Here is a 17,077-nt window from a genome sequence, read left to right on the forward strand (position 1 = left end):
TAAGATCAGCATCGTTTTATTCCTCCTCTAATCAATAATTTTTTCTTTTTTTGGCATACTGATTATTATACCAAGTGTTATCAGATATAAAGGAGATAAGGATTATGCCAAAAAAAATTATTGTCATCGGTGCGAATCATGCAGGTACCGCAGCGCTGAATACGATACTCGACAATTATAAGGATGTGGACGTCACCGCCTTTGACGCCAATTCCAATATCAGTTTCTTAGGCTGCGGGATGGCTCTCTGGATCGGGGGACAGATTTCCGGGCCTGACGGGCTGTTTTATTCCAGCAAAGAAATCCTGGAAGGGAAGGGCGCAAAGATCTATATGGAGACCTCGGTCAATTCCGTAGATTTTGACAACAAGGTCGTCTATACGAAAGATGCTGCCGGCAAAGACTGTGAGTACCCTTACGACAAGCTAATTCTTGCCACAGGCTCTACTCCGGTAGGCCCCCAGCTTCCGGGCATGAGTCTTGAAAATGTCCAGTTTGTAAAGCTCTATCAGAATGCGGCAGAAGTCATTGAAAAGCTTGAGGATACATCCATCAAGAAAGTCGCCGTAGTGGGAGCCGGATATATCGGCGTGGAACTTGCCGAGGCTTTTCAGAGAAACGGCAGAGAAGTCACTTTAATTGACTGCGCAGACACCTGTCTCTCCGCCTACTATGACGATATATTCTGCAAACGCATGGAAAAGCAGCTGTCTGACCACGGAATCCGCCTTGCATTTGGAGAGAAAGTAAAACAGCTGGAAGGAAACGGGAAAGTCGATAAAATAGTCACAGACCAAAACACCTACGACGCCGACATGGTCATATTCTGTGTAGGATTCCGCCCCAACACAAAACTCGGAAACGGCCAGCTTAAGCAGTTCCACAACAACGGAGCCTATCTTACGGATCTCATGCAGCAGACCAGCCGTCCGGACGTCTATGCCGTGGGTGACTGTGCCACCGTTTACAATAATGCCATCGAGGATACGGATTATATCGCACTGGCCACCAATGCGGTCCGTTCCGGGATCATTGCCGCCCACAACGCCTGCGGTACAGAGCTGAAATCCCCGGGGGTACAGGGTTCTAACGGGATCAGCATCTGGGGCTTAAACATGGTAAGCACCGGGCTTTCCCTGGAGCGAACAAAAAAACTCGGTTTTGATGCCGCCGCCACAGATTATGAGGACTGGCAGAAAGCCGGGTTTATGGAGAAGGACAACTATAAGGTCGTGATCCGCATCGTTTATGACAAAAAGACCCGACGAATCCTCGGTGCACAGCTTTGTTCCGACTATGATATCTCCATGGCGATCCACCTGTTTTCTATGGCCATCCAGGAAAAAGTCACCATTGATAAGTTAAAACTGTTCGACCTGTTTTTCCTTCCGCATTTTAATCAGCCGTACAATTATATCACTATGGCCGCACTGAATGCAGAATAGGAGTGATTCATATGCCGGAAGTAAAAAAATTAACATCATTCCATGAACTCTACAAAGAATTGCTTCAAAAACAAATGAAAAATGAAGATATCAGCGAGGCTGACTATGATCCTCATCAGCTTGACTGCCTTTTAAATCCGGACCAGTATGCCCCGGTCATCCACACGGAATCATGTGAGAGCTGTGCCTATGACAGGGCATGCAAAAACAGCTGTATTTTTGACGCCATAGAAGAGGTTGACGGAAAGCTGGCTATCGATCCGGATAAATGCAGCGGATGCGGTGTCTGTATTGAGTCATGCAGGCTGGATAAGCTGGCAGAGAGCAAGGATATCTTCCCCGTGTTAAAAGAAGTGCGCAGTAAAGAAAAAGATGTTTATGCCCTGATCGCCCCTGCTTTCGTAGGCCAGTATGAAAATGCTTCCCCAGGACAGCTGAGAAGTGCACTGAAAGCCGCCGGATTCAAAGGAATGGTGGAAGTAGCGGTCTTTGCAGACATTCTGACTCTGAAGGAGGCTCTGGAATTTGACAAGCATATCAATTCAAGAGATGATTTCCAACTCACCAGCTGCTGCTGTCCGGTCTGGATCGCCATGATCCGCAAAATCTACCATGAACTGATCCCCCACGTGCCGGGAGCAGTCTCCCCGATGATCGCGGCAGGGCGGGCGGTAAAGCATATTCATCCCGATGCGGTTACAGTATTCATCGGCCCGTGTATCGCAAAAAAGAAAGAAGCCAGGGAACCGGACATTGCAGATGCAGTGGACTATGTACTGACATTTCAGGAAGTACAGGATATTTTCGACGCGGCCGAGATACGGCCGGAAGAACTTGCCGACAACGACAGGGAACATTCCTCCAGGGCGGGCAGGATCTATGCCCACACCGGCGGCGTCAGCGAGGCCGTAAGGTCTACTGTGGAAAAACTCAGTCCGGGAAGGGAAGTTCCGGTCCGTGCACAGCAGGCAGACGGCGTCCCTGCATGCAAGGCCATGATCGAACAGATCCAAAAGGGCGAGACAGACGCCAACTTTTTCGAGGGAATGGCATGCAGAGGCGGATGTGTCGGCGGGCCTAAAATCATCATTGATAAGGACAAGGGAAAAAGAAATGTAGAGACCTACGGAAAAGAAGCACCATATAAAACACCCCTTGACAATCCGTATGTGATGGAACTTCTCCACCGCCTTGGTTTTAAAAATATGGAGGAGTTTGTGGAAAAGAGCGACATGTTTACCAGAGATTTTGCAAATAGTTAAAAATACAAAAAATATATATTTCCCATTAAAAATGCATCCGTTACAGAAAAATGAAATCTGTAACAGATGCATTTTTTATTTATTCCAAACTTGTTTCTTTCATTATTATGCCAGGAATCCAAAGTATACAATTACCACGATACCAAGCAGGATCCGGTAAACTCCAAAGACCTTAAAGTCATGTTTTCGGATGTAACTTAGCAGCAGACGGATTGCCAGGATGGACACTAAGAAGGAAACCACGGTTCCCACAGTCAGAAGAAGCCATTCACTGCCTGAAAACATTCCTACCTTCAGAAAATATTTGATCAGTTTCAGACCGCTGGCCCCGGCCATGACCGGAACTGCCAGGAAAAATGAAAATTCACTGGCAACATAACGGGAGCAGCCCAATAACACGGCTCCCAGGATCGTTGCACCGCTCCTGGATGTCCCCGGAATTGCCGCAAGTACCTGAAAACATCCAATAAAAAACGCCGCTTTATAAGTCAGATCCTCCAGTGACCGCATGGATGGACGCCTGTTTCTGCTCTCAATGACAATGAATGCAATACCGTACAAGATCAAAGTTGCCGCTATTACATAGACACCCGATAGATAATCTTCCAATATCATATCCAGCGGAAGCCCTACGATAATAATCGGTATGCACCCTACGATGACCTTTTTCCAAAGGTTATACGTATCCCGTTTTTCTCTTCTGCTCTTTTGCGGAGAAAATGGATTCAGTTTGTGAAAAAACAGAACCAGAACCGCCAGAATAGACCCGAACTGGATGACTACTTTGAATACTTCAAAAAACTCCGGGCTTGAAGCCATTGGCCATATGTTGTCAAACAGAATGAGATGGCCCGTACTGCTGATCGGAAGCCACTCTGTGATTCCCTGGATAATACCGAGCACAATCGACTTTACGATTTCTATTACATTCATAATTTATCTCCCTTACATGTTTTTGTTTATTATATTTCACTTCAGGAAGAATTTCAACTTACAATACCGTCATTTATTATCCAGCGGCTGAATGAGATATTTATGACTGATATCCTGTACTCCCTGCCCCACGAAATCATTAATGCCGCACCAGGGTTCGATACGCAGATATTTTGCTGAATCAATGGAGGAAGGCATGGTCCAGACTGCCGCTGCCGGAAATCCCGGGTGGGCTCCAATAGAATAGTACATGATATTTGTTCCCGCATTCAGAATTTTCCATGTGTGGCTTGTAAATTCGCACTCAAAAGCCACATCGAAGATCGTGCGGCTCCGATCCCTGAGCTTTTCCGCTGTCTTCGCAAGACACCTTAATTTCAGATATTCATATACATTCTTGCGGACCAGCCGGCAAAACAGTCTCTGATAATAATATTTAGACAAATGTGCCTCATCTGCCAGGAGCTCTACCGCGATCTCCTTCCCAAAGTGTTCCTCAATATAATCCAGCGTTTTTTATATTGCTTCCCAAGCCTACATATTCTTCCTCCTAATTCTTTGTGATATAAAACAATTCTAACGGATTCTCAAATTCTACGCTTGCCGTGAAATGCTCTCTTTTTAGAATTTCATTGGTCCGAAAGAATACGTCCTGCCGCCCCGCTGTGCCCGCAGTCGGCCAGCTGCTCATCGGGAAGCGTACACACTCTCCGCTCCTTTTCCACCAGCCTGCTTACAAACTCCGTGGACGGGGCCTTCAGAAGTTCCTCAGGCGCGGCATACTGCTCGATCTTTCCCTTGTCCATGACCAGCACTTTTGTTCCAAGCTTCAGCGCTTCCGAGATGTCATGAGTCACAAACATGACCGTAATTCCGGTTTTCTTATAGATCTGTCTAAGTTCTGCCTGGAGCTGTCCCCTCGTGATCTCATCCACGGCTCCGAACGGCTCGTCCATCAAAAGAATGTCCGGCGAAGCAGCCAAAGCCCTTGCAATTCCGACTCTCTGCTGCTGTCCCCCGGAAAGCTCTGAAGGATATCTTTCTTTCATATCCTCCTCAAGGCCCACGATGCCCATCCACTTCTCCACCGCTTTTATTGTCCGTTCCTTATCCTTTTTGTTGAGTAGGTCAGGAACATAGGAGATATTTTCTTCCACCGTCATATGGGGAAACAAAACGCTTCCCTGGATGGCATAGCCGATATTTCTTCTCAGGCTGATTAAATCCATCTCTGAAATATCTCTGCCTTCCACAAAGATACTGCCGCCGTCGGGGATTACCAGGCCGTTTACCATTTTCAGCACCGTCGTCTTTCCGCAGCCGGAGGACCCTATAACCGTCACAAATTCACCCCGCTCAACCGTCAGGTCAAAACCTTCTATGACTGTCTTTTCACCGAATATTTTTTTAATCTGCTTAAATTCAATCGCCGTACTCATTTGGTCCTCCTCACTCCATCAGCCCTTTGCTTTTAAGAAAATCCATAGCCGCTTCCTTAGGTTCTTTCTCCTTCGTCTCCACCTCATAATTGATCTTTGCCATCACATTGTCAGAAAGGATTCCGTCAAGCTTTTGGAGGACAGCTTTCAGTTCCGGATGTTCTTTTAGTACCTCATCCCTCACTACATTTCCGCAGGAGTAAGAAGGATAGAAATTCTTGTCGTCTTTCAGAATGGTCACATCAGAAACGCTCAGCTGGCCGTCGGTCGTGAAAATGTTCATCACATCAATCTTCTTTTGTCCGATAGCTTTATATTTCAGGCCGATATCCATGTCCATAGTATTTTTAAAATTCAGCCCGTAGGTCTTGCACAGAGCGTCGTAGCCGTCATCCCGCTCGAAGAAATCATACTCGGCCCCAAAAGTCAGCTGTCCCGCCGCCCTCTTTAAATCCGAATAAGTCCTGAGGTTATATTTCTCGGCAATCTCCCGGCGCACAGCCAATCCGTAGGTATTGTTAAATCCGTACATTCCAAGCCACTGCATCCCGCATTTGTCTTCATAGCCGGCTTTCAGCTGTCCGAACATATCCTCTGTATAAAGGCTGCTCTTTTTCAGTACCATATTCCATCCGGTTCCCGTGTACTCCGGATAAATGTCGAACTCCCCTTTTTCCATGGCCGGCTGGATGTTGGAGGTTCCGCCGCCTACTCCCTGGGTCAGTTCTGCGTTGAGCCCCGTATCCTGCTCAATGAGAAGGCACAGCATCTCCCCCAGGACATACTGTTCCGTCATCGGTTTGGTCGCGATGTGAATGGTGTCCTTCTTTGCCTGCCCGAAAAAGGTTCCGGCTGCAAGGACTGCCGCTGCCAAAAGCGTAAGGAGCAATAAATTCCTGTTTACCTTTTTGGCTCGCCTGCCCCTTGCTCTCATCCTTTGTTCTGCAAATCCAAGAACGAAATCCATGACCAATGCCAGGAGGGCGATCAAAAGGCTTCCCGCCATGGTCATTGCCGAATTGTTGGTCGTAATGCCCCGGTAGATGGCAACGCCCAGTCCTCCTGCCCCGATAAACGATGCAATACCGGCAAGAGCAATGGTCATGGTGACCATATTTCTTATTCCGGACATGATGACCGGCATCGCAAGGGGAAGTTTGATCTTAAATAAAATCTGCGCCCTGGTACTGCCCATCCCTTTGGCAGCCTCAAGGATTCCTTCGTCAATGTTGATCATTCCCGTATGAGTATTTCTCACCATCGGGAGCAGAGCGTACACCGTCAGTGCGATCACCGCAGTAGCATTTCCGATTCCGGAAAACGGGATCAGGAATCCCAGCATGGAGATCGACGGAATAGTATAGAGAAAGTTAATCAGTCCAAGCGCCGGTTTTGCATACCTCTGATACTCACTGATCAGGATACCGACGATGCCTCCAAATATAATAGCAATAAAAATAGCAATCAGAGAAATTTCAAGATGCTCTAAAGCCAAACTCATGAAAAATCCGCTCCGCTGTGTTAATACGGTCCACATTTGATGCAGCATAGACTATCCATCCTTCCTTTGAATTGCGTCTGCGGGGCACTGTTCCCCACAAAGTCCGCAGTGCAGGCAGTGTTCCCGCTGTATTATATACGGCATTCCTTCACTAATGCATTTCTGGGGACATACGTCCCTGCACGTCCCGCAGCCGATACATGCTTCTGTGATCAAAAAACCTCCGAGATATAACGGCTTTCCCCAGGATACACATCGTTCATCATCGGGTTCTCCTCAAAAACGCGGTCAATCCACATCTTTTGATCCGAAAGCTTTTTCACCGGGCCGGAAAGCCTCACCATCTGAAATTCTTTGTTCATCCCTGTGATAGTCGTATATTCATTTGCTATCAGCTGTCGGTAAAAGTCTTTCCCTCTTTCCGTACAAAAATACAGCTTTTCTCCCTCTGCGATCATGACATCGATAATGCGCACCTGGGGATGTCCTTCTTCATCTACCGTTGCAAACGCCGCATCTTTGATCTCTCTTAATAATTTAATACACGCTTCTGCTGTCATCCCTTTATCCTCCTTTGTGAATGCTTAGATTCTAATTTCATGATAATTCCCCGTTCTCCAAACGTAAAGTACGCACAAAAAAGTAGGATGGTTACCGCCAGGAAATCTGGTATCTTTCGGATACCGTAAAATTCGGAAAGGAGCGGCTAACTCTGATTAACCGCTCCTCACTATTCTTCACTGATGATTTCAGCTTTAAAGACATTAATCGTATCCGCGTCCGGACAACAGAACACCGCCGTTCCCTCCGGCTGACCCGGAATGGTTCCGCCATATCTTAAAATATCAACGTACGGAAACGCCACATGCATAGCCATCGGACAAAGCTGTCCCCTCTCCGTATCAAAATCAAAACTGTCTCCGGCCTTATGTCCCCGGTGACAACCGTGATCCCCTTTTCTTTCGATCAGTGTAAGTTTAATCTTCGGACGTCTCAAAATTCAGCACCTCCAGATTTTTCTCGATCGGTATTCCCTTAAACTTATCGGCTGTCTCTCTGTTGAGCAGGATCAGCTCTCTGACGGCGGTCATGGCCCGCTCGGCCGCTTTGTCAAGCTGTGTTCCGTTCAGTACCTGACTTGCCAGAACAGCCGAGAAAATATCTCCGGTTCCCGGAAAACGCACCGGAATCTGTTCAAATGGAAGCTCAGACACCGTATCCGTCTGATGGTCATAGATCAAAACAAAATCTCCGGCCTCCGTCTTTACACTCGTGATGACGATAGATTTTGCACCAAGCTTTCTGAGTTTTTTGAGAAGCTCTCTGCTCTCTCCTTCTGTGATGACTTCCTTTCCCTGATACATGTCCGCTAAAAAGCTTGCTTCCGTCAGGTTCGGCACGATCACATCGGCCAGGGAGCACAGATCTCTCATATAACCTACGGTTTTTCCTTCAATTCCGTTGTAAAGCTTCCCTTCATCTCCCATAATGGGATCTACAAAAATCCATGTTCCATTCTCTTTCTGATCTCTCAGATAGTCTGAGATCAGTTTTACCTGCTCTTCAGATGCGATAAACCCCGTGCAGACAGCGTCAAAAGAAAATCCCAGCTCCTCCCAGACTTTCATCGTCTTCCTCATATACTCTGTGGTCTCTAATATCTCAAACTTTCCATAGTCGAGAGTGTTTGAGACGAGTGCAGTGGGCAGGTTATATAAATTAAGTCCCGCATGGGTCATGACCGGCAGCATGGCAGACAGTGCCACTTTGCCGTAACCGGCCAGATCATTGATCAACAGTATTTGGTCTTTCATGTCATTCCTCATCTTTCTCTACTCTATATTTTTTTCCAAAATTCTTATGAGGCGCTTGTAGTCAATCGGTTTTGAGACATGATCATTCATGCCTGCTGCCAGTGCTTTAGCCATGTCCTCTGCAAAGGCATTGGCTGTCAGAGTGATCACCGGAACCGTAAGAGCCTGGGGATGTGTGCTGCTCCGGATCTCTTTTGCAGCGGTGTATCCGTCCATGACCGGCATCTGCAGATCCATAAGGACTGCCTGATAATGTCCCGGCTCAGACGCCAGGAACTTGTCGAGAGCCTCCTTTCCGTTCTCTGCATTTTCAACCACGAATCCCACTTCAGTGAGTATCGTCTCCGCAATCTCCATATTAAGTTCATTATCTTCTACCAGCAGAAGCCGTTTGCCCCTGAGTCTGTCCGAACACCGGGAATCAGCCCCTGGCACACCTTGTATTTTAAATCCCGCCATCCTGTGCTCCGTAACCTGATCCGAATCGGCGATCTTCAAATTCAGAGTGACGATAAAGCGGCTTCCCTGACCCTTCCGGCTTTCTGCCTGGCATTATTTAGCATAACACGGTTTATTCTCTGTGCCCATTTGCTTATAACAAAACTCAGATGATTTTCACTCCTAAGAAACGCACCAGATCCATAGCCTGCATCGGGCCGATCTTCAGCCCGCGCAGTTCCCGAAAAGTATCGGATATCATGATTCCCTCGATGTTGCTGTCCGATAAGTCGATGCCTTCCAGCTGCGTCTTAAAAAAATCGACTCGGGAAAGGTTCACTTTTTCAAACCGGATTTTTTTAAACTTTACTTCCGCAAAAAACGCTTCACTGAAATCAACTCCTTTAAGTCTGCAGCCGTCCCAGAGCGTGCCTTCATAGTTGGCATAGTGATAACATCCTTCTTCAACCATTGTTGTGCGGAACGTGCTCTGACTGAAGTCTCCTCCGTCACCTTTGCATCCCCATATTTCCGTTTCTTTTAAATAGCAGGATTGAAATCTGCAGTTAGAGAAATCACAGTTCAGGAATTTTACATTGTAGAACATAGAACCGCTGAAATCACATGATACAAACCTGCATTTTTTGAAACAAACATGATTAAATTCTACCTTTACAGGCATTTCCAGACACAGTATCTCACCTTCATATTTTTTTTGTATCAGCGGCTCTTCCTCGGCCGCCGCCTTTATCACATCGTCTTCCAGCATTCCGCACCTCCTTTTGTCAATCCTTTTCCGCCGCCACGATCAGCATCATAGGACGGCGCAATCCATTGGCTGATCTTTTCTGCCAACGCTTCAAAATCCTTCACGTAATGGAATGCAAGTGAGCTGATGACCACATCAAAAGATTCCTTTGGAAAGTCCAGATCTTCCATGGCATATCTTCGGTACCGGATCTTTTCATGGCTGTTCCTTTCTCCTGCAGTCTCTAACATTTTGCTGAAATATCAATGCCTGTCACAGATTCAGCCCCCTTCTGGGGCCCGTAGACCGCACTGCATCCATGATACCCGCACAGAGGATTGGTCACGTCATATGCCATCTCAAACTTACATTCACTTAATTCCGGAAGCACGCAGGTGTCCGTAATCCTCTCAAGCTCAGCGAGTCCTCTGGCTCCAAAAGGAACCTGCTTACCCCCGGCATTCAGGAATCCGTATCCCAAAGCCTGAAGCATCCCAATCCCGCCGTCATTGGTTGCACTTCTGCCAATTCCAATGATAAATTTTCGGCAGCCTTTCTGCACAGCATCCCGGATGACTTCTCCAACTCCATAAGTTGTTGTGTACATCGGATTTCTGTCTTTTTCAGAAATCAGCGTTATACCGGCTGCACCAGACATTTCAATAACAGCTGTGCCGCTTTTTTCAATCATACCATAACCCAGAACACCCTGCCTTTGATCTCATGACACCCCCTGCAGTCGGCCGGATAATATTCTCATTCAATACATACGGTGCCGCAGCAGCTCATCTTTTTTTCCACAAGTGCTTTCACCTTCCCCCGTTTGCGTTATGTGCGTATCTTATGTTGACATTCGCTGCATTCTGCATCATGCAGGGAAATAATACCGCCGCAGTTCGGGCATTTGTATTTTCTCCGATGCTTTTCTAACAAGACTTCCATGCCATGCTCTTTCACATCATTGCTGTTTTCAAGCAGGCTTGCATGATACCGGGAGTTATAGCTTTTTTCCAATGATTTTATCTGCTTACATGGAAAATCAGCACACTCATAACAATAGGTGATATTTTTTCCGGCGGTACAGTCTTTGATCCTGCATTTCCGGCAGTGTTCCGGTTTTCCCCGGTCACTGTTCAGACATCCGGCACAAGGTTTTTTATGATAACAATGTTTGTAACAAACCATGCAGTTCATCCCACAGGGTGCAAACATGTCTGCTTCAATCTTCTCCGGCATTCTCATCTTCCAGCCTCCTTATGTTTCTTTTCCTTCCAGGAATCCGGCAATAACCTCTGCCGCCTTCTCGGCACAGGAGAGAATTGCGGGATGTACCCCTTCCGGGAAAATACATACTTCTGCATTGGTTTCTTTGGTTATTGCACGATATTCATCCTGAAAATCTGATCTGCACATGTCATCTCCCTTGCTGCCCATCAGCAGGAGAGGATTATTTAGCGCGCTCAGCGGCTTTGTAAATAAGGGCAGCTTCTCTTTGGCACACTGTACCATCGCACTTGTATCCATATCCACGATGCGTTCCCAGTCTTCCCCCTGGCACCACTCGTAAAATGCTGTCCCCATTTCGTCCTTCTTGGCATCTGCCCGCTCCTTAAGCAGATTCTCTGCAAAGTCGTCTGCCAGAGTACGTCCGTCAAAACTGTCCGCCACTACCTTGTCCACCAGATCGGGGCGTTCCAAGGCTGCATTGACTGCCGCCCATGCACCGCCGCTGGTTCCCACAAGGTTTACCTTTCCAAGATCCAGATGCTCAAGCAGAGCTATAGTCTGTCTTGCCTCTTCCATCCAGAGTTCCGCCGGAAATGCTTCCAGCCTGTCTGATTTCCCATGGCCCAAAAAATCAATAAGAATTACATGAAACTTATCTTCATATAAAGGCAGTATAAATTCAAACATCCTGGAAGATGCTGTGTTCCCGTGCAATAACACTACGGGTTTTCCGCTTCCTGTTTCTTTGTAATAAATCTTTTTTGACTGATAATTAAAATATGACATCCTTTGCCTCCTGACCGTTTCTTTGTTTACGCCTCTTATCGATCAGCAAGGCTATGGAAACACCAACGCCCTGCTGTCAGTGCTTCATCATCCAAATTCCCATAATCTCAACCTCCATTCTATGTATATGTTCAGTATAACATAGAACTGTACAGATTCCATTCAATTTTTTGTCATCCTTCATCTTGACATTTCTTCTTTCTTGAAGCATGATTTGATTAATATGATCTGTAATACATTTTTGAGGTTGCACATATGAAAAAGATTTTAGATGAGCGTTTAATTTATGAAATCCTCTCTGTAGTGGAAGAAATTCCCCTGGGGAAGGTTGCGACTTACGGCCAGATTGCCCGTCTGATCGGCAAAGAAAAAAACGCAAGACTTGTGGGCAGGGTCCTTGGCATGGCAGAGTACTACGGCAGTTATCCCTGCCACCGTGTGGTCAATCACGCCGGAAGACTGGTCCCGGGCTGGCATCAACAGAGACAGCTTTTGCAGGAAGAAGGGGCTGTGTTTAAAGATGAAGTCCATGTGGATTTGAAAGTTTGTCAGTGGAATGAATAGTCGAAGTCTTTCAAATCAGACATCTGTTATAATATATAATTTCTTAAAAAACTTTTGAGAAAATGCAAAATTCGCCCGACCGCAAAACGCAATCGGGCGCAAGTGAAATATAAACAGCATTATAATGATGTGTGTATTCTTCTATAAAGCCGGAATATCCCGTGGCGGGGGCGGGCTTTTTTTGATAAAAAGTTTGTCTTAATCGTCCTCGTAATCTTTCGGACGATTGTTAGAATTTTTCTTTTGATTATACTTCTTCATAATTACGATTTTGAGAAGCCCAACCGCAATCAAAACACCAATTAGTATCAGCCACCAATACCAAGCCATATGTATCACCCCCTAACCAGCTAATTTTTTTAATAACTTGCTTGCCAAAACATAAAACCATACAGAAGCAACCAGTAAGGCAATCAGCAGATTTATATAACCATTGCTCTGCATTGCTTTCCCTACCCAAAAAGAGGGCAGAAAACCAACGACATATTGAACCATTCCTTTTATGAAAAAAGGAGCTGGAATGCCTAACAGTGTAAGCGCGGAAAGTTTTGTTACAGCCATGCCCTCTAATTTGTTAGTTGATAATGTTATAATCATTAAAGAAACAATAATTGCCTGTATGGAGCCGAGAAACGCTAAACCAATCGTCATTCCAACAGATAGTTTTTCCAATGAGAAAAACAAAAGTACGATAAAAGTAATGACAGCCGAGATAACCGCGGGCACTCCCAACCTTGTAAAGAGATACCCCGACTTACCAAGAGGGGTAATCGAAAAGTACCGTGACACTTTATCATCGATTTCCTCTAATGTAATCATTGCAAATGCAAAGCAGAGTAATACAGGAGCCATGATAGAAAGTAGTAAATCAAAAATCGGATAGTATGCTTGCAAAGAAAAATCTGTTATTCTTTCAAGAAAGGGAATACCGAATTTAATCAAAGCTCCCATGACAAAAGGCGTAAAACAAGCTGCAAACATCATAGGGTCGCTCTTGATTTGTCTAAATACCTGTATGGTACTGGATAATATCCTTTTCATAGCTTTACACCTCCTAAACTTTTCCACATATGCTTAACTGTATGTCGCGCAACTATGTAGAGGATAATCAACGTAGCAATTACAAGTACCATATCAAACGATAGTAAAATGCTTTTTCCAGTTATAAGGTTCATGCAAGCTGTGAACGGAAAAAAGCGGAATATATCTGGTAACTTTACAAACAGACCAACGATAGGTGGAACAAAGCAAACAATTTCTATCGGCATAATCACAATGAGAAATTGGTTCAAGTTTGAAATTTTTGTAGCCGCAATAATTCCAAGCATAGTAAAGATTGCTGATGTCAAGGCTGTTCCAACTGCGATACTAAGTAACTGATTGCTACCGGAAACTAATCCTAATATCATTGCAATTACCGTAGATATGGCAATCAACGCAACTGTTTTTGAAAGTATATATTCGGACATTTTTACGGGAGACACTACAATAGCATTTAATACCTTTTGACTTTTTTCCAAAAGGACAATCGCTCCCATAAAAAACAATCCCATTGCTGCCGGGTCAGAGTATATCATGATAGAAGCAATATCCGTTTTCCAATGTCCCGGCAAAGAGGCAATCCCACACACATATAAAACTGTTAATATAAAGTAGATAAAATAGAAACCATATTTCCATTGGAAATGTATATCACTACAAATTAAACGTCCCAATCTCATTGAAGTGTCCTCCCTGTAATATCAACAAAAATATCATTTAATGTAGGCTCACTACTATGAATAGAAAGCAAACGGTTTTCGGAAATTAAACTTTTTAACAACTTATCTTCTGTGGTTCTATCAAGCAGACATTCTCCGGTTTTCTCGCCTTTATCATAGTAGGTATATTGTATTTTGGCAGCTCCCCTTGACATAATCAAATTATGCGGGCTATCCAATGCACTGACTTTTCCGGCAACGATAAAGGCTACTTGGTCACATAGCTCTGTTGCGTCAAACATATTGTGAGTAGTAATGATAATCGTTTTTCCGCGTTTCTTTTCCGCAAGAATAATGTCTTTCATTAAACGATTATTTGTAGGGTCAAGACCGCTTGTAGGTTCATCAAGGAATAATATATCAGGGTCATGGACTAACGCTTTAATGAAATTCAAGCGAGAACGCATACCTTTGGAAAAGTCAGCAACTTTTTTGTCCCCGTCATTTTCCAAGCCTACCATATGCAATAATTCATCAATAGACCGAGGTTGCTTTTCATATAGAGAAGCAAAATAGGCGAGATTTTGTCGTGCTGTGAATTTCTCATAGCAGGTTGAAAATTCAAAGTCTACTCCAATATTTTCATAAAACCGATTTGTGCGTTCCTTTATTTCAATACCTGAAACTTTTACACTGCCTTTATATTTTGTGTTAAGCCCAGTCAATACTTTTTGTATGGTTGACTTTCCGGCTCCAGAGGGTCCTAAAAAGCCGAAAATTTCTCCTCTCCCAACATGGAAACTTACATTCTCAACAAACGGTTTGTCAGTATAGCTAAAATACAGTTTTTTTACATCAATCATTATTCTTTCCTCCTTTAACTTTATGACGTTTACAGATATATAGTCATATAAACTGTAAAAAATTTGTTTGGCTACCTGCCTGTCAAATAACCAAACAAAATTGTTACTCTGCTACTACTTGCTGAATAATACCATTCACTAAAAGATTTTGTATCATATTCAGTTCTTCGTCCTCTTTGAATTGTTCCAAACAGGATAAAACAGAATACAGGGATTTTATGATAACTGTATGCGGAACCAAAAATACAACCCCTAAATCTTCCAGTATCTCCAATATACGAATATCACTGTACATATGATTTTCAAAAATATCTGACGATATTTTTCTTTGCAGATAGTCCATTAAAGATAAATCAATCTGTGAAAGAATAGGCGAAGTAATCACCCCCGTTAAACTTAGCATAATAACGTCCTTTGCTAAATCTCTATGGTTCTTATACTTTTTCTTTTTAATGGTTGTTTCTATACTTGTAAATAACTCTTTTTGTAAGCGAAAATTGATTTCAACATATAGGTGTTCTTTACTGGGATAAAAAGAATAGAAAGACCCCTTTGATATGTTTACAGCGGCTACTAAATCATCAACCGTTACTTTTTTCAAACCGTGTAATGCAAACAGCTTTTCTCCTTCTATCAAAAGTTTACTGCTAATGATCTCTTTCTCTTGTTCTGTAAATCGTGGCAATTCTCATAACCTCCTTATGACTAAATCATTAGTATCATCATGAAAAGTATAGCATTTGCTGCTCATATTATCAATATGCTATCCTAGATATTTATGCAATGTAGGTTCCAATGCGTTTATCGTCGTGTCCGTATCCTCATTAAAAATCATGTGACGATTAAGTTCTAAAGTAAGTAATTCCTTTTGCGGCGCATGGATTAAATCAAATACTTTGTTGGTATAATCAAAGCTAAAAAGCGGGTCGCCTTTGGCTGTAATTAAAATAACTGGACATTGTATTGAGCCGTTCTCCAAGCACGATAAGTCAGCATTAAATAAACTGGCGACAAATCTTAAAGGATAATATGGTAAAAGCATAGGGTCGTTTAAGCAATCTTGTTTTGCCTGTTCGCTATAAAATACTTTGTCATAGTCTAAATAAGCGTCTCCCGGAACCTTGTAGTTAGGCAACAACTTTCCGCCCACACGAAAGCCCCACTGTATCAGCCCCATAAAACGGTGTGTCCATGCAGGATACTTTGTTAAGCTCATAGTTTCTTTTAGTGTAGTCAGCATGATATTATGTGGAAAAACGGCTTTTAATCTTGTATCCCTACCCGCCGCCATTGCTGCTAAAATCCCGCCTTGACTGGAACCCATGACGGCTATGTTAGCTCCGAAATTTTCTATTCCGTAAGTTGTTGCGTCATATACATTATACAGCAAATCTTCCATTGTATAATTTTGTTTGATTTTAGGGCTTTTCCCGTGTGAAAGATAATGAACACCTATTATATTAAATCCTCTTGCACCCAATCCACATAGAAAATTCTCATACATGAGAGGGTGCGACATAGTACCCGGCAAAAAAACAATGGTAGGACTGCCTCTTTCTGTATACCAGATAGAAAGGGTTATCGGAACATTATTTGAAGATATGCTAACTTCTTTATACATACCTCATACCTCCATTATGACTGATTTGATTTTATAGTCATATTATATCTTATTGCAAGCAGGAAGTCAACAGCATTTCATCATAAGAAGCTCGCACATTATCACAATTCCAGCCTAAATGAACACTTAATCTCTGCCAGACAACTAACTGTCTTAAAAGGTAGGCGTGCTTGCTACTAAGCCCTGTGTGGTTTTTTGCATACTGTTTTACATATTCAATGGATAACGCAACGTCGGCAATCTGGTCAGCACTCATGCGGTCGCTTGCATTAGAACGTATTTTATAACCGTTTTTGAAAGCCTGTTGATGTCGATACAATAAGCGTCCTCGACTTTCATGTATCCCTCGTTAAAGGTTTCAGTAATAGAGCCGTCATTATTGACACGCTCTACGATATCAACACGCTCGGCAGACTCCGTCCAGTATTGCTTTTCCGACGCATGAACGGGTGTACTCGGCAAAGTGGTAACGACAGTTGCAAGAGCTAAGAAGCCCGTACATAATCGTTTCAATATCTTTTTCATAATTTTTAGTTCTCCTTTCATTTGGGTAAAAAAATAGACGCTCATTTCTGAACGCCCTACAATCGAGTAGGGGAGATTAAATCTCCCCTCTCACACCACCGTACATGCCGTTCGGCATACGGCGGTTCAACATAACTTCAAAGCATGACGTTCCATGTAATAATCGTAGCAACTCACAAGCCCTGCCTGTTTCAGCTTTTCTTTTGAGATT

The 17,077-nt window shown here is 43.9% G+C and carries 22 protein-coding genes and 2 pseudogenes; 3 read left to right on the top strand and 21 right to left on the bottom strand.

What is annotated here, in order from left to right:
* Positions 1 to 104: 104 nt before the first annotated feature.
* Together nox and QGT46_RS11210 are read left to right on the top strand one after the other, a co-directional pair.
* Positions 105 to 1,445: a H2O-forming NADH oxidase gene (gene nox / locus QGT46_RS11205; protein WP_301590874.1), complete on the top strand. Its 1,341-nt coding sequence runs from the start codon at positions 105 to 107 to the stop codon at positions 1,443 to 1,445.
* Positions 1,446 to 1,456: 11 nt separating this feature from the next.
* Entirely contained in the window at positions 1,457 to 2,707 is a 1,251-nt protein-coding gene (locus tag QGT46_RS11210) for a [Fe-Fe] hydrogenase large subunit C-terminal domain-containing protein (protein ID WP_024728494.1), read from the top strand.
* 105 nt (positions 2,708 to 2,812) lie between these two features.
* Here the strand turns inward: QGT46_RS11210 and QGT46_RS11215 are convergent, their stop codons facing one another.
* The 14 genes and pseudogenes from QGT46_RS11215 to QGT46_RS11275 form a co-directional block, all read right to left on the bottom strand.
* Positions 2,813 to 3,640, bottom strand: a complete 828-nt coding sequence (locus tag QGT46_RS11215) for an undecaprenyl-diphosphate phosphatase (protein WP_301590877.1) — start codon at positions 3,638 to 3,640, stop codon at positions 2,813 to 2,815.
* A gap of 69 nt (positions 3,641 to 3,709) precedes the next feature.
* Entirely contained in the window at positions 3,710 to 4,084 is a 375-nt protein-coding gene (locus tag QGT46_RS11220) for a helix-turn-helix domain-containing protein (RefSeq protein WP_301590879.1), read from the bottom strand.
* 185 nt (positions 4,085 to 4,269) lie between these two features.
* A complete protein-coding gene (locus QGT46_RS11225; protein ID WP_148459593.1) occupies positions 4,270 to 5,079 on the bottom strand; it encodes an ABC transporter ATP-binding protein in 810 nt (269 codons plus the stop codon).
* A gap of 10 nt (positions 5,080 to 5,089) precedes the next feature.
* Entirely contained in the window at positions 5,090 to 6,628 is a 1,539-nt protein-coding gene (locus tag QGT46_RS11230; RefSeq protein WP_301590881.1) for a glycine betaine ABC transporter substrate-binding protein, read from the bottom strand.
* A 3-nt stretch (positions 6,629 to 6,631) separates the two neighbouring features.
* Entirely contained in the window at positions 6,632 to 6,796 is a 165-nt protein-coding gene (locus tag QGT46_RS17000) for a 4Fe-4S binding protein (protein ID WP_270433074.1), read from the bottom strand.
* Complete coding sequence (locus tag QGT46_RS11235) at positions 6,793 to 7,140, bottom strand: pyridoxamine 5'-phosphate oxidase family protein (protein ID WP_330655823.1); 348 nt, start codon at positions 7,138 to 7,140, stop codon at positions 6,793 to 6,795. The genes QGT46_RS17000 and QGT46_RS11235 overlap by 4 nt, the downstream gene beginning before the upstream one ends.
* A 170-nt stretch (positions 7,141 to 7,310) precedes the next feature.
* On the bottom strand, positions 7,311 to 7,577 hold the full coding sequence (locus QGT46_RS11240; protein WP_301590883.1) for a TIGR04076 family protein: 267 nt from the start codon (positions 7,575 to 7,577) through the stop codon (positions 7,311 to 7,313).
* The gene (locus tag QGT46_RS11245) at positions 7,558 to 8,394 is read right to left on the bottom strand and encodes a pyridoxamine kinase (RefSeq protein WP_148459590.1); all 837 of its coding nucleotides are present in this window, start codon (positions 8,392 to 8,394) and stop codon (positions 7,558 to 7,560) included. The genes QGT46_RS11240 and QGT46_RS11245 overlap by 20 nt, the downstream gene beginning before the upstream one ends.
* 18 nt (positions 8,395 to 8,412) lie before the next feature.
* Positions 8,413 to 8,853 carry a response regulator gene (locus QGT46_RS11250; RefSeq protein ID WP_330655826.1) on the bottom strand — a complete coding sequence of 147 codons (441 nt, stop codon included), beginning with the start codon at positions 8,851 to 8,853 and terminating at the stop codon, positions 8,413 to 8,415.
* A 145-nt stretch (positions 8,854 to 8,998) separates the two neighbouring features.
* Positions 8,999 to 9,601, bottom strand: coding sequence for a pentapeptide repeat-containing protein (locus QGT46_RS11255; RefSeq protein ID WP_301590885.1), 603 nt, complete (start codon positions 9,599 to 9,601; stop codon positions 8,999 to 9,001).
* Complete coding sequence (locus QGT46_RS11260) at positions 9,583 to 9,831, bottom strand: methyltransferase domain-containing protein (protein ID WP_301590886.1); 249 nt, start codon at positions 9,829 to 9,831, stop codon at positions 9,583 to 9,585. The genes QGT46_RS11255 and QGT46_RS11260 overlap by 19 nt, the downstream gene beginning before the upstream one ends.
* Positions 9,832 to 9,860: 29 nt before the next feature.
* Positions 9,861 to 10,277, bottom strand: a pseudogene (locus tag QGT46_RS11265) (glycerate kinase); the annotation flags it as partial.
* 131 nt (positions 10,278 to 10,408) lie between these two features.
* A complete protein-coding gene (locus QGT46_RS11270) occupies positions 10,409 to 10,822 on the bottom strand; it encodes a DUF3795 domain-containing protein (protein ID WP_148459588.1) in 414 nt (137 codons plus the stop codon).
* 12 nt (positions 10,823 to 10,834) lie between these two features.
* Complete coding sequence (locus QGT46_RS11275; RefSeq protein WP_148459587.1) at positions 10,835 to 11,593, bottom strand: alpha/beta fold hydrolase; 759 nt, start codon at positions 11,591 to 11,593, stop codon at positions 10,835 to 10,837.
* Between the two features lie 255 nt (positions 11,594 to 11,848).
* Between QGT46_RS11275 and QGT46_RS11280 the strand changes: the two genes are divergently transcribed.
* Positions 11,849 to 12,157, top strand: a complete 309-nt coding sequence (locus tag QGT46_RS11280) for an MGMT family protein (RefSeq protein ID WP_301590889.1) — start codon at positions 11,849 to 11,851, stop codon at positions 12,155 to 12,157.
* A 198-nt stretch (positions 12,158 to 12,355) separates the two neighbouring features.
* Here the strand turns inward: QGT46_RS11280 and QGT46_RS11285 are convergent, their stop codons facing one another.
* The 7 genes and pseudogenes from QGT46_RS11285 to QGT46_RS11315 all read right to left on the bottom strand — a co-directional run.
* Positions 12,356 to 12,487 carry a hypothetical protein gene (locus QGT46_RS11285; protein WP_002585357.1) on the bottom strand — a complete coding sequence of 44 codons (132 nt, stop codon included), beginning with the start codon at positions 12,485 to 12,487 and terminating at the stop codon, positions 12,356 to 12,358.
* Between the two features lie 12 nt (positions 12,488 to 12,499).
* Entirely contained in the window at positions 12,500 to 13,198 is a 699-nt protein-coding gene (locus QGT46_RS11290) for an ABC transporter permease (protein WP_148459579.1), read from the bottom strand.
* Positions 13,195 to 13,878, bottom strand: a complete 684-nt coding sequence (locus QGT46_RS11295) for a hypothetical protein (RefSeq protein WP_024728511.1) — start codon at positions 13,876 to 13,878, stop codon at positions 13,195 to 13,197. Before QGT46_RS11295 ends, QGT46_RS11290 begins: the two co-directional genes overlap by 4 nt.
* Positions 13,875 to 14,720: an ABC transporter ATP-binding protein gene (locus tag QGT46_RS11300; RefSeq protein ID WP_024728512.1), complete on the bottom strand. Its 846-nt coding sequence runs from the start codon at positions 14,718 to 14,720 to the stop codon at positions 13,875 to 13,877. The genes QGT46_RS11295 and QGT46_RS11300 overlap by 4 nt, the downstream gene beginning before the upstream one ends.
* Positions 14,721 to 14,823: 103 nt before the next feature.
* On the bottom strand, positions 14,824 to 15,405 hold the full coding sequence (locus tag QGT46_RS11305) for a TetR/AcrR family transcriptional regulator (RefSeq protein ID WP_148459578.1): 582 nt from the start codon (positions 15,403 to 15,405) through the stop codon (positions 14,824 to 14,826).
* Between the two features lie 78 nt (positions 15,406 to 15,483).
* Positions 15,484 to 16,341, bottom strand: coding sequence for an alpha/beta fold hydrolase (locus tag QGT46_RS11310; protein WP_024728514.1), 858 nt, complete (start codon positions 16,339 to 16,341; stop codon positions 15,484 to 15,486).
* Positions 16,342 to 16,414: 73 nt separating this feature from the next.
* Positions 16,415 to 16,866: pseudogene (locus QGT46_RS11315) on the bottom strand (hypothetical protein); the annotation flags it as partial.
* Between the last annotated feature and the right edge of the window lie 211 nt (positions 16,867 to 17,077).

It is taken from the genome of Anaerostipes faecis (assembly GCF_910574135.1).
GTDB lineage: Bacteria > Bacillota > Clostridia > Lachnospirales > Lachnospiraceae > Anaerostipes > Anaerostipes hominis.